Genomic DNA, 12,104 nt, shown 5'->3' with positions numbered 1-12,104 from the left:
CCGGTTATTCAGCGGAATTAGAGCCTCTGCCCCACTAACAGCACGAAAGGCGCCCTGAACTGCAAGGATGCGACTGTCGAGGAAGCATCAAACGCAGTATCAGGAGCACCTTTCTGGTGAGCGACCCTACACGCTGGGACCGCGGCCTGTCCGTGACAACCGACGGAAAACACCTGGTCGGCCACGCCGGAGCAGTACTGCTGCGCAAGCTCGCCGATGGCACCGGCCTGACCCGCGCCCTCACCGACGTGCTCCCCTCCAGTACCGCCAACGGCTGGAAGGAACGGGCCGCAGTCCTCATCCACCTGGCGATCGCGACCGCACTCGGAGCGCGCAGCCTGCTGGAAGCCGAACGGCTCGGCCTGCACCACAAGCACATCTTCGGCACCCCGGCCTCCGACTCCACCCTGTACCGCGTCCTGGAAGCCCTCGACGAGAAGACCCTCGCCGCCATCGCCAAGGCGCGCAGGCACGTCCGCCGCCACGTGTGGAGCCTGCTGCGCCTGCGCCCCGGCGGATTCCCCAACCTCACCGTGGCCGGGCGCGAACTCAAGGGGTGGATCACCGTCGACCTGGACGCCACCGTCATCACCAGCGCCTCCAAAAAGGAAGGGGCCGAACCCACCTTCAAGCACACCTACGGGTTCCACCCCCTGGCCGCATGGTGCGCCAACACCGGCGAGTGCCTGGCGATGCAGCTGCGGCCGGGCAACGCCGGGGCCAACACCGTGGCCGACCACATCGGTGTGCTGGCCGCCGCCCTGGACCAGATCCCCGGCTCCTCTTCGGCCAAGCTCCTCTTCCGCGCTGAGGGGCCGGGGCCACCCACGGCCTGCTGGAGCACCTCGAAGCGCTCACCACCACCCGGCGCACCGTGCGCTACACCGTGGGCTGGAAGATCACTCCGGAGGACGAGTCCGCCATCGCCCGCCTGCCCGAACACGCGTGGCAGACCTCGCTGACCCAGGCGGGGGAGGTGCAGGAGGGCTATGAGGTCGCCGAGCTGACCGGCCTCAACACCCGAAGCGGCTGGCCGCGGGGACTGCGGCTGATCGTGCGCCGGGTCCGCCCCTCAAAGCGCCACGCCAAGAACCTGACCGCCTTCGAGAAGCGCACCGGGTGGCGCTACTCGGTCACCGCCACCAACATCGGGCGGATGTGGGGCATCCCCGGGTCCCACCAGGCGCAGTTCCTCGACGCACTGCACCGCGACCACGCCGAGGTCGAGGACCGGGTGCGCACCAACAAGGCGATGGGCCTGCACCGTCTGCCCTCAGCATCCTGGGACGTGAACCGCGGCTGGTTGCTGGCCGCGAACATCGCCTGCGACCTGGACGCCTGGCTGCGCCTGCTCACCCTGCATGACCACGACGACTTCGCCCGCGCGGAGCCACAGACCATGCGGTTTCGCCTCTACCACCTGCCCGCCCGGCTGGCCCGCCACGCCCGCCGCCGGATCCTGCGCCTGGAGCACACCTGGCCCTGGGCCGAGGCGTTCGTCATCTGCTGGATGAGACTCAGCGGCCTGCCCGCCGCCGGCTGACGGCGGGCCTGGATGCGAGGAGACGCGGAAAGGAGGACAAGGTCAGGACTCCGGGCGTGTGGAACCCGGCGCACCCCGCAGCGTCACGCGACGGCCTGTCCTGCACCGGCCAGGGACATAACGGGCGAAGTGCCAGACCGATCAACGGCCCCACCCCGCTGAAGAATCGGGGCCAAGTGCGGGGATATCGGGCGTGGTACCGGCACATCACGTTGTCCATGGCCGCGCTGGTATTCCTGGTCAGGCTGCGCCGCAGCCTTGAAAAGGGGGATCAGAACGCGATCCGGTCAGGTGTCTGGTCCCCCTGAGCGTGAACGAGATCCGGCGTTTGTGGAATCGGGCAGCGGTGCGGATCTCCCACTCGATCGAGCACGTGATGGCGTGGTCGTTGTTCAGACGCCGCTCCCAGCAGCGTGCTCGCGATAGCCATTACCGCAGACGCGCAGGCAACAACCTGTCGTTGCAGTATTAGAGCGCATCTCAAAAGTCCTGATAGAGGGCTTGCCTGCCTGGCATGATCGTCGCCGTGAGCGATGTACCGCCCGACGGGCTGTGGGAGATCGTGGGACCGCTGCTGCCCCCGGCGGGAACCATGGGCAGACCCAGAGTCGACCAGCGGGCGGTCTTCACAACCGTGCTGTTCGTCGACATCACCGGCTGCTCATGGGAGTCGGCCGACGGACTGTTCGGCGTCAAGCGGGCCGCGGCCCACCGCTGGTTCCAGACCTGGACCGAGGCCGGAGTATGGGCGGAGATCCACCGTGCCGTCCTGGACGAACTGGGCGGGTGCGCGCTGCCGGACTGGAGCCGGGCCTGCCTGGACTCCCAATCCGTGCGAGCCAAGAGAGGGGGAGCACACCGGGCCGAATCCGACTGATCGGGCTAAGCCCGGTTCGAAGCCCCACCTCCTGATTGAGGCCACCGGACTGCCGCTGACCTGCGGCGTCTCGGCAGCCAACGTGCACGACACCCACGCCCTGCGCCCACTGGTACGCGCGGTTCCGGCGGTGCGTTCGCGGCGCGGACCGCGCCGCCTCAAGCCCGCCAAGCTGCACGCGGACAAGGCCTACCACAGCGCCGCTGAGCGGGCCTGGATCGCCGACCGGGGTATCGGTGTGCGCATCGCCCGCCCCGGAGTCGACTCCTCGGAGAGATCGGGCCGCCATCGCTACAAGGTAGAGCGCACTATCGCGTGGCTGGGCGGCTTCCGTCGTCTGGCCCAGCGCTGGGAGCGCAAGGGGAGCAACTTCTTGGCCATGCTCTCTATCGCCTGCATCCTCACGTGCTATCGGCGATTGGCCAAACACTCACGAGACTTTTGAGATGCGCTCCAATTCCTCATCTGGATGACTGAAGTAATAGAGGACCCTAGCCGAGCCGTCGAAGATACAAGGTGAGCAAAATATGAACCATTGCGATTTGAAAGGATTGGCAAACTATTGTTTCAGGGATGGTCAATTCCTCAAGTTGTCGATCTTGTCTAATTGTGTGGTGTAGGCCCCGGGGAGAATTTCATGCATCCGATTGAAGAAATGAGATGCTCCGCTTAGGAGGGCCTCTGTGAACTCTGCCTCATCTGCATTCACTGTCCGTATATCTGACTTATTTACTTCTAACGTAGCGAGTAAGCGGCCATGCCCGACTCGACGGAAGGAGAGTTCGATGGGCTGATCTGGAAAATATGTTCGAGCTATCTTTTCCGTCCTGAGATCAACCAAGATGTTGAGGATGTAAGCCCAAAGCTGATCGACGTAGTCCCACAGTGCGATGTCCATGAAAGTACGTCCATCAACAAAAATCTCGATGGCACCCTCGATGTAATACGAGTCATCGATCCCCTTGCACCAATCAGCTACAGGTACGAGCGTTCCATCCTGCTCCCTGAGGTATGAGTTGACTTCGATCTTGTGCACAGCGCCCCCAAACTTATCTACGATCCGTCGAAGTCTACCTAGTACTTGGGGTATATCTGACCCACTCGCCCGTTATTGATTCCGACAACATACCGCTCTCCGTCTACAACGGCTTCAATCTGATAGATGTCATTGGTTCCCTTCTTGGCGAGGGTCTCTCGATTCTGCTTCATGACGTCTTGAGCAATATCAGCGATGTCAGACGGAGATAGACCCTTTTTGAAGAAAGTTTGCGTCCCTTTTTCGGAGCCGTCCCAATAGTCCGGGTGATGGCGCTTCAAAGCATGTTTAACGCCTGACTTGTCGATCAGGAAGTTCCCGTCCCCAAATGTCAGATGCCGTCCCTTGAATCCCTTCAGGGCGTTATCGGCGCTTCCTTTCGGGGCAGCGCTGTCGGGCTTCCGCGGGTCCTTGTGGGCGTTAATTTCGCAGGCCGGGCCCGGGTCCGGACCGCCCTCATTTTGAAGGATGAAGCCGAGGCGGATACCTTCGGGGGCTAGCAGGGTGTCGACTTCACTTGCAGTCGGGGCGCCTACAGTGAAGTTGCTACGGCGACCTTTGCCAGCTTCCTGGCAGTCGGATAGCGCGTCGTCGCGCTTCTTTTTCTTCTCATCGACCTTCTTCTTTGCTTTGTCGATGATTTTCTGGGCGGCGTCGCGGGCTTTTCTGGCTTTGCGCCAGCGGTTCCAGAACTTGAGGATCTTGGGGGCGGCCTTGACGAGTTTGGCGCCTTTGCCCCAGGGGGTGAAGCCGACGACGGTCCATAGGCAGGCCATGAGGTCGCCCTTGGTGAGGCAGTCGCGGGCGTCGTTGTAGCCGATGATGTCGCCGACCAGTTCCAGCAGGTCTTTGCCGAGCTTGTCGTAGTCGGTGTCCTTCAGGGCCTGCTTGGCTTTGTCGAGTTCGCTTTGGGCGTCGTCGAGCTCGGAGTCCGCGTCGTAGAACGCCTGGGCGAGCTTGGGGTCATAGGCCGCTTTGCCGTCGCCCTCTGGGGCATCGGAGCTTTCGGAGTCGGCTGCTCCGTCCGGATCGTTCTTGCCTTCCGGACTGTTCCCGCCGTCGGGTGGCATGGGGTTGGCGTCAGGTGCGTCGGCCTCTGGCGTGTCGTCCGTGGTATCACCAGGCTCCGTCGCGCTGGACTCGCCTTGTCGGTCGTCGCAATCCTCGCCATCGGTTATGCGGCATACGCCGGTGGCGTAGAGCGATTTGACCTCGGTCGGCAGGCCGAAGGCGAGAACGGCGGTGGCCACGACTGTGACCAGCAGTACGACAGCTGCGTATTCGACCTTGAAGCCACCTGATTCGGCGCGCCAGACCCAGCGCAATGAGGCCCTTTCTCGTAGAGGTTGTTGTGGGACGCATCTGAACCAATGTTTCCCGCAAACCCTCGAGACCTTATAGGGCTTATTGGGTCCACCGGAAGGGCCCACGGGCCCAAAAAAGTGCCTCTGTGGGCCTAAGAAGAGTGAGGCTTTTTCGTGCGCCCAGCAGAACAGGAGGTGACACCGTGACGTAGCGGTGTTGGTGCTGTTCACAAGCTCGTCGTCGCCTGCCGGTGGAAGTCCGGTCCGGGTAGCTGCCAGGAGGCCCGGTAGCAGGCTGGCGGCGTCGGAGGGAAACGTCCGGCGTCGAAGCCCAGCGTCAATGGCCCTGCAAGGGGGAGCGACGATACGGTCCGTAGCATCACGCGAAGCCTGCGGCGTCGTTACTCAGCCATCCTTTCGGGTGGAAAGAGGGAGTGCCGAGCCCTTCGAAATCGGGGTGAAGGCCATGGAAGCGGCGAAGAGCCTGGAAGCGCAGCCGTGAAGGACTCCCCGGCGTATGGCGTATGGGGCACGGAACGTATCGAGGGTGGCGGCGGGAACTGGGGAGGCCCTCCCCGGCCCGGTGACCTGCGGAGATCTGTCATCGGAAGCTGCGCGTCCTATAACCGGTGATCCCGGGAAGTGGACGCGGCGCGGGGCGGGCGTCGGAGGTGGCCGTAGTACTGGTCGAGCCGGGTGGACAACATAACCCCCGGTGAGGGAAGGGCCACTGCTTCGTCGATGCGCAGAGCAGTGAAGGAGGGGCCCGGTGAGTGCCCGTGTGGCTAGTCCCGCCGTCGGGGGACGTTCTCCCTCGGAGAAGGTCCGTGCCTTGCAGCATGCGCTTTACCGGGCGGCCAAGGCCGATCCCGGGCGGAGATTCCACGCGCTGATGGACAAGGTCTTCCGCAGGGACGTCCTATGGCGTGCGTGGGCGGCGGTGCGTGCGAACAGCGGCGCACCGGGCATCGACCGCACCACCTTGGGCGAGGTCGAGGAGTACGGCGTTGACCGGCTCCCGGGCGAGTTGGCCGGCGAACTGCGGGAGGGACGGTATCGCCCTCTTCCTGCCCGGCGGGTGTTCATCCCCAAGCCGGGGGTGAAGGACGAGCGCAGGCCGCTTTCCGTCCCGACGGTTCGCGACCGCGTCGTGCAGGCCGCGATGAAGATCGTGCTCGAGCCGGCCTTCGAGGCCGACATGCTGCCGTGCAGCTTCGGGTTTCGCCCGAGGCGGGCGGCACACGACGCCCTGCAGGTGCTCGTGGAGGAGCACGCGCGGGGTCGGCGGTGGGTGGTGGAGACGGACATCGCCGACTGCTTCTCGGCGATTGGGCATGAGGAGTTGATGCGCGCGGTCGAGGAGCGCGTGTGCGACCAGTTGGTTCTCAAACTCCTGCGCGTGATCCTGCACGCGGGAGTGATGGAGGACGGACAGGTGCGGCGCCCGGTCTCCGGGACTCCGCAGGGCGGCGTGATTTCGCCGCTGCTGTGCAACGTCTATCTGCACCGGCTTGACCGGTCGTGGGACGAGCACGATGGGGTTCTGGTCCGGTATTGCGACGACTTGGTCGTGATGTGCTGGTCCCGCAGTCAGGCAGAACGGGCACTTTGTTCCGTGCCGGGTGTGATTGAATCTCCCCGGGTTGCTTAGAGACTCTCTATCTGTGCTGTGACCTGCGGCTCTAGGGTGTCCTGGGCATAGTAGGCGGCCTCGTACTCCACCGGCGGGACGTAACCGATCTCACCGTGGAGCCGGGTGGTGTTGTACCAGTCCACCTACTCAGCGGTGGCCAGCTCGACCTCGCCCGGCGTCTTCCACGGACGGCGGGGCTTGATCAACTCGGTCTTGTACAACCCCACCGCCGACTCCATCAACGCGTTGTCATAGGCATCACCCACCGACCCGATGGAGGCTATCGCCACGACCCTCAACACCCGACCACGCAAGACACTCGGGTGGAAAAACCCCGCCGAAGCCTTCAACGACGACCTACACTCGCTGCAGACAAGCGGTGTTGCGACGACCCCTTGAACCTAAGCTGCGACCCGGCGTCCGAATGGTGCACCAGCTCGCCGGCCCGCACCGGCACACCGGCCCGGTCCCGCCTCCACAGAGCCATCTCCAGCGCTGAGAGCACAAGGGAGGCCTGCTTGGTGGCCGCCGCCGACCAGCCCACGACCGCCCGCGCGTAGGTGTCGACGACGAACGCCGTGTAGACGGTGCCCGACCAGGTGACCACGTGGGTGAAGTCCGCGACCCAGGTGCGGTTGGGCGCCGGGGCGACGAAGTCACGCTCCAGCAGGTCGCCGGCCCGCTCGGCGGCCGGATCCGGCTCGGTGGTGCGCACCTGCCTCCCGCGGCGCACACCGCGCAGGCCCATCTCGCGCATGAGCTGCTCCACGGTGCATCGGGCCACCGCGTGGCCCTGGCGGTTGAGCTCGTGCCAGACCTTCACCGCCCCGTAGACGGAGAAGTTGTCCTTGTGCAGCTGGGAGATCAGCTCGCGCAGCTGCTCGTCGCGCAGGGTGCGCGGCGAGGGCGGGCGCTTTTTGTAGGCGTAGTAGGTGGAGGGGGCGATCTTGCACCCGTGCTCGCTCAGCACGCGGCAGATCGGATCGACTCCGCCGAAGCGGTCCCGGTGCTCGTCGATGAAGGCTACGAGCGTGTGTGTGGCCGGTCGATCTCGGCCGCGAAGAAAGACGCGGCGGCTTTGAGGATCTGGTTGGCGCGCTTGAGCTCGCGGTTTTCCCGCTCCAGCTCTTTGATCCGCTGGGGTTCGGCGGTGGTGGTGCCGGGCCGGTTCCCCTCATCGACATCGGCTTGGCGCACCCAGGTGCGCAGGCCTTCGGTCCCGACCCCCAATTTGACGGCGACGGCTTTGATGGCCGCGTTGGTGGAGGAGTGGTCGCCTCGGGTCTGCTGGACCAGGCGCACGGCGCGTTCGCGCAGTTCAACGGGGTAACGCTTCGACATGGCTGACTCAATCTATCCAAGGATTTGAGTCTCCATCACACCCGGGGAGATTCATACCGCAGGGCACCGGGTTCGCCACCAAGCCCGAGCTGGCCTGGCGGATGATCGAACGCTGCGCCGACGATCCGCTGCTGACCTTCGCCTGGATCACTGCGGACGAGGCCTACGGCGACAACACCCGTTTGCGCGAACGCTGCAAAAGCCGGGGTCTGAACCACGTCGTGGCCGTCGCCTGTGACCACCCGCTGATCCTGGCCGGAGCCAAGACCCGCGCCGATGCGGCCTTCGCCGCCCTGGCGGTCGAGGCGTGGCAGCGCTACTCCTGCGGCACGGGGGCCAAAGGGCAGCGGTTCTACGACTGGGCCTGGATCGGGGTCGGTGAGCAGGAGTGGGTGCTGGCCCGCCGGTCGGTCAGCGACCCTACCGAGCTGGCCTTCTTCCGCTGCTGGGCCGCGCGGTCGGTGGCGTTGCCCGAGCTGGTGCGGGTGGCCGGGGCCCGGTGGAGTGTGGAGGAGGTGTTCCAGGCGGCCAAGAACGAGGTCGGCCTGGACCACTACCAGGTCCGCAAGCACACCGCCTGGTACCGGCATGTCACGCTGGCGATGGTGGCCCAGGCCCACCTGGCCTTCCTCGCCGCCGAGACGGCCAGAGGGCAGGGCAGTCCACGGGGCGGGGAGCACGACGGCCCCGTCACACAGGGGGCCCGACCAGGCGGGACGATCGCTGCGTGAGGGATCAGGCGGTGATGATCCGGGCGAGTTGATCGGGCTGTCCGTCAACGAGATCCGCCGTCTGCACGCCCACTACCACCGGCCTGATCACGCCTGGTCGCACCGGATCCGCTGGTCGCGGTGGAGACGGCGTCACCAGGCTCGTGCGCGCCGTTGCCACTACTGCCGCCAGAAACGCCTCATCGATCACTAACCCGGCTTATTCAGAGGAATTGGACCCATTGACAACACGAAAGGTGCTCTGAACTGCGAGGATTCGAGTGTCGAGTCCGTATCCGCAGCAGAATCAGGAGCACCTTTCTGGTGGGCGAGCCTACACGCTGGGACCGCGGCCTGTCCGTGACAACCGACGGAAAAGCACTGGTCGGCCACGCCGGAGCGGTGCTGCTGCGCAAGCTCGCCGACCGCACCGGCCTGACCACCGCCCTGGCCGCGGTACTGCCCACCAGCACCGCCAGCTCCTGGCGGCAGCGCGCCCACGTCCTCGTCCAGCTCGCCGTGGCGATCGTCCTGAAAGCCCGCAGCCTGCTGGAAGCCGAACACCTCCAGCTCCACCACCGCCAACTGTTCGGCACCCCGGCATCCGACTCCACCCTGCGCCGCCTGCTCGAGGCCCTCGACGAGAAAACCCTCGCCGCCATCGCAAAGGCCCGCAAGCGCGTCCGCCGCCACGTGTGGACGCTGCTCCACCTGCGGCCAGGAGGCTTCCCGTACCTGACCGTGGCCGGGCGGGAACTCAAGGGGTGGATCGCCGTCGACCTGGACGCCACCGTCATCACCAGCGCCTCCAAGAAGCACGGTGCCGAGCCCACCTTCAAGCACACCTACGGGTTCCACCCCCTGGCCGCCTGGTGCGCCAACACCGGCGAGTGCCTGGCCATGCAGCTGCGGCCGGGCAACGCCGGAGCGAACACGGTAACCGACCACATCGGTGTGCTGACCCAAGCCTTGGACCAGATCCCCGGCTCCTCCTCCGCCAAGCTGCTCATCAGGGCGGACGGGGCCGGGGCCACCCACGGCCTGCTGGATCATCTCGAAGCGCTCACCACCACCCGGCGCACGGTGCGCTACACCGTGGGCTGGAAGATCACCGACGAGGACGAGTCCGCGATCGCCCGCCTGCCCGAGCACGCCTGGCAGACCTCCCTCACCCAGCACGGCGATCTCCACGAGGGCTATGAGGTGGCCGAGCTGACCGGGCTCAACACCCGGCAGGGGTGGCCCGAAGGGCTGCGGCTGATCGTGCGCCGGGTCCGCCCCTCCAAGCGGCACCGCAAGAACCTGACCGCCTTCGAGAAGCGCACCGGGTGGCGCTATGCCATCACCGCGACCAACATCGGGCGGATGTGGGGGATCGCCGGGTCCCACCAGGTGCAGTTCCTCGACGCACTGCACCGCGACCACGCCGAGGTCGAGGACCGGGTGCGCACCAACAAGGCGATGGGCCTGGCCAATCTCCCCTCCCGCTCATGGGACATCAACACCGCGTGGATGCTGGCCGCGAACATCGCCTGCGACCTGGACGCCTGGCTGCGCCTGCTCACCCTGCACGACCAGGGCGACCTCGCCCGCGCGGAGCCGGAGACCATGCGGTTTCGCCTCTACCACCTGCCCGCCCGGCTGGCCCGCCACGCCCGTCACCGATTCCTGCGCCTGGAGCGCACCTGGCCATGGGCCGAGGCGTTCGCCACCAGCTGGCGCAGACTCAGCGGCCTGCCCGCCGCCGAATGACGGCGGGCCCGACCCCGATGGGAAACAGGAAGGAGGACAGCCTCGCGATCCCGGGCCTGTGGAACCCGGCGCACACCGCAGCGTCACGCGACGGCCCGCCCTCCACCGGCCGAGGACATAACGGGCGATGTGCCGGACCGATCAACGGCCCCACCCCACTGAAGAATCGAGGCTAAGTGCGGCTGTAGTACTAACCCTGGCTATTCAGCGGAATTGGGTTCTTTGACTCCCTGACAGCACGAAAGGCGCCCTGAACTGCAAGGATGCGAGTGTCTAGGTCGTATCCGCCGCAGAGAGCAAGGCACCTTTCTGATGGTTGAGAGTACAGGGTGGGACCGTCGGCTGTCCGTGACTGCTGACGGCAAGAGGCTGGTCGGGCACGCCGGAGCGGTTCTGGTGCGCAAATTGGCCGACCGCATCGGGCTGACCGCAGGCCTGGCCGGGGTGCTGCCCTCCAGCACGGCGGCTGGCTGGCGACAGCGGGCGGGGGTTCTGGTGCAGCTCGCGCTCACCATCGTGCTCGGGGCGGCCAACCTGTCGCAGGCCGAGCAGCTCCAGCTCCACCACCGGCCGCTGTTCGGGCCCGTGGCCTCGGACTCCACCGCCCGCCGGATGCTGTCCGGGCTCGACGAAGCGGCCCTGACGAAGATCGCCAAGGTGCGGGCGCGGGTGCGCCGACACGTGTGGACGCTGCTACATCTGCGGCCGGGCGGCTTCCCGTGGCTGGTCGTGGCGGGTCGGCGGCTCAGCGGCTGGATCGTCATCGATATCGACGCCACCGTCATCACCTCGGCGTCGAAGAAGGCCGGGGCGGCGGTCACCTTCAAAAAGACGTTCGGGTTTCATCCGCTGGCCGCGTGGTGCGCCAACACCACCGAGTCCCTGGCCATGCTCTTGCGGCCGGGCAACGCCGGAGCGAACACGGTGGCCGACCACATCCGCGTGCTCACCGACGCCCTCGCCCAGGTTCCCGGCTCCTCGGCCGCGAAGATCCTCGTGCGCCTGGACGGAGCGGGAGCCACCCACGGGCTGCTGGAGCACCTGGAAGCCCTGAACACCACGCGGCGCACGGTCCGCTACACCGTCGGCTGGAGGATCACCGATGACGACGAGCGGGCCATCGCCCGCCTGCCCGAGACCGCCTGGGAGACCTCTCTGCACCAGGACGGCAGTATCCAGGAGGGCTACTTCGTCGCGGAGCTGACCGGGGTCAACATCCGCCAGGGCTGGCCGCGGGCAATGCGGCTGATCGTGCGCAGGGTGCGTCCGACCCGGCGGCACCTGAAGAACCTCACCGGTTTCGAGAAGAAGACCGGCTGGCGTTACTGCATCACCGCGACCAACATCGGCCGTATGCGGGCAATCGCCGGCTCGGGCCACCCCCAGTTCCTGGACGTGCTGCACCGCTCCCACGCCGGGGTGGAAGACCGGGTGCGCACCAACAAGGCGATGGGTCTGGGCAACCTGCCCTCCGCCTCCTGGGAGGTCAACCGCGGCTGGATGCTCGCCGCGAACCTCGCCGCCGATCTCGACGCGTGGCTGCGCCTGCTGGCCCTGCATGACATCGACGACCTGGCGGACGCCGAACCCGACACCATGCGGTTCTGCCTCTACCACTTGCCCGCCCGCCTCGCTGACCACGCCCGCCGCCGCTTCCTGCGGATCGAGCGGACCTGGCCCTGGGCGAAGGCGTTCACCACCGGCTGGCACAGACTGACCGCGCTGCCCGCCGTCGGCTGACAGCGGGCCCGGACCCGATGAGAAGTAGGGAGGGGAAGACCGACATCCCGGGCCAGTGGATCCCGGCGCACCCCGCAGCGTCACGCGACGGCCCGTCCTCCACCGGCAGGGGACATAACGGGCGAAGTGCCGGACCGGTCAACAGCCGCACCCCCTGACGAATCGAGG

Annotated in this window: 13 protein-coding genes and 1 pseudogene; 8 read left to right on the top strand and 6 right to left on the bottom strand. The window is 66.3% G+C overall.

Features of this window, described 5'->3' with window-relative positions:
- Window positions 1-116 precede the first annotated feature (116 nt).
- The 4 genes and pseudogenes from ABD259_RS25445 to ABD259_RS25430 all read left to right on the top strand — a co-directional run bounded on the left by ABD259_RS25445 (window position 117) and on the right by ABD259_RS25430 (window position 2,865).
- Window positions 117-962: a transposase gene (locus tag ABD259_RS25445; protein WP_344165796.1), complete on the top strand. Its 846-nt coding sequence runs from the start codon at window positions 117-119 to the stop codon at window positions 960-962.
- Window positions 887-1,543 (top strand): transposase, encoded by a 657-nt coding sequence (locus tag ABD259_RS25440; RefSeq protein ID WP_344165793.1) that lies wholly within the window; start codon window positions 887-889, stop codon window positions 1,541-1,543. The genes ABD259_RS25445 and ABD259_RS25440 overlap by 76 nt, the downstream gene beginning before the upstream one ends.
- A gap of 173 nt (window positions 1,544-1,716) precedes the next feature.
- Window positions 1,717-1,851 (top strand): annotated as a pseudogene (locus ABD259_RS25435) (IS701 family transposase); the annotation flags it as partial.
- Between the two features lie 206 nt (window positions 1,852-2,057).
- Window positions 2,058-2,865 (top strand): IS5 family transposase gene (locus ABD259_RS25430; protein WP_425573576.1). Its coding sequence is split into 2 segments (ribosomal slippage): window positions 2,058-2,401 and window positions 2,400-2,865, totalling 810 coding nucleotides; the frame shifts between segments, so codons are not numbered across the junction.
- Between the two features lie 132 nt (window positions 2,866-2,997).
- On the opposite strand, the gene ABD259_RS25425 is transcribed toward ABD259_RS25430, so the two are convergent.
- The gene (locus tag ABD259_RS25425; protein WP_344165787.1) at window positions 2,998-3,456 is read right to left on the bottom strand and encodes a hypothetical protein; all 459 of its coding nucleotides are present in this window, start codon (window positions 3,454-3,456) and stop codon (window positions 2,998-3,000) included.
- A gap of 38 nt (window positions 3,457-3,494) precedes the next feature.
- On the bottom strand, window positions 3,495-4,781 hold the full coding sequence (locus tag ABD259_RS25420; protein ID WP_344165784.1) for a hypothetical protein: 1,287 nt from the start codon (window positions 4,779-4,781) through the stop codon (window positions 3,495-3,497).
- Window positions 4,782-5,592: 811 nt separating this feature from the next.
- Here ABD259_RS25420 and ABD259_RS25415 point away from each other — a divergent pair.
- On the top strand, window positions 5,593-6,411 hold the full coding sequence (locus ABD259_RS25415) for a reverse transcriptase domain-containing protein (protein ID WP_344165781.1): 819 nt from the start codon (window positions 5,593-5,595) through the stop codon (window positions 6,409-6,411).
- Here the strand turns inward: ABD259_RS25415 and ABD259_RS26030 are convergent.
- The 4 genes from ABD259_RS26030 to ABD259_RS26015 are packed head-to-tail and all read right to left on the bottom strand — an operon-like array spanning window position 6,408 to window position 7,734.
- A complete protein-coding gene (locus ABD259_RS26030) occupies window positions 6,408-6,536 on the bottom strand; it encodes a hypothetical protein (RefSeq protein ID WP_425573575.1) in 129 nt (42 codons plus the stop codon). The genes ABD259_RS25415 and ABD259_RS26030 overlap by 4 nt on opposite strands.
- Entirely contained in the window at window positions 6,537-6,683 is a 147-nt protein-coding gene (locus ABD259_RS26025; RefSeq protein WP_425573574.1) for a hypothetical protein, read from the bottom strand.
- A gap of 56 nt (window positions 6,684-6,739) precedes the next feature.
- Window positions 6,740-7,411, bottom strand: coding sequence for an IS3 family transposase (locus ABD259_RS26020; protein ID WP_425573577.1), 672 nt, complete (start codon window positions 7,409-7,411; stop codon window positions 6,740-6,742).
- A 5-nt stretch (window positions 7,412-7,416) separates the two neighbouring features.
- Window positions 7,417-7,734, bottom strand: a complete 318-nt coding sequence (locus tag ABD259_RS26015; RefSeq protein ID WP_425573573.1) for a transposase — start codon at window positions 7,732-7,734, stop codon at window positions 7,417-7,419.
- A 2-nt stretch (window positions 7,735-7,736) separates the two neighbouring features.
- Between ABD259_RS26015 and ABD259_RS25405 the strand changes: the two genes are divergently transcribed.
- The 3 genes from ABD259_RS25405 to ABD259_RS25395 all read left to right on the top strand — a co-directional run bounded on the left by ABD259_RS25405 (window position 7,737) and on the right by ABD259_RS25395 (window position 11,936).
- Complete coding sequence (locus ABD259_RS25405) at window positions 7,737-8,465, top strand: IS701 family transposase (protein ID WP_344165799.1); 729 nt, start codon at window positions 7,737-7,739, stop codon at window positions 8,463-8,465.
- 303 nt (window positions 8,466-8,768) lie between these two features.
- Complete coding sequence (locus tag ABD259_RS25400) at window positions 8,769-10,196, top strand: IS1380 family transposase (RefSeq protein WP_344165778.1); 1,428 nt, start codon at window positions 8,769-8,771, stop codon at window positions 10,194-10,196.
- A gap of 312 nt (window positions 10,197-10,508) precedes the next feature.
- Window positions 10,509-11,936, top strand: coding sequence for an IS1380 family transposase (locus tag ABD259_RS25395; RefSeq protein WP_344165776.1), 1,428 nt, complete (start codon window positions 10,509-10,511; stop codon window positions 11,934-11,936).
- Window positions 11,937-12,104 lie beyond the last annotated feature (168 nt).

The sequence above is a fragment of the Nocardiopsis rhodophaea genome, assembly GCF_039530945.1.
Taxonomy (GTDB): domain Bacteria; phylum Actinomycetota; class Actinomycetes; order Streptosporangiales; family Streptosporangiaceae; genus Nocardiopsis_C; species Nocardiopsis_C rhodophaea.
The sequence above is the reverse complement of the archived record's forward strand: the minus strand, read 5'-3'. Positions and strand labels throughout refer to the sequence as shown.

What these genes read in the sequence shown, in the direction of transcription:
- ABD259_RS26015 (WP_425573573.1), bottom strand. Translation starts at nt 7,734, where the DNA reads ATGTCGAAGCGTTACCCCGTTGAACTGCGCGAACGCGCCGTGCGCCTG.
- ABD259_RS25395 (WP_344165776.1), top strand. Translation starts at nt 10,509, where the DNA reads ATGGTTGAGAGTACAGGGTGGGACCGTCGGCTGTCCGTGACTGCTGAC.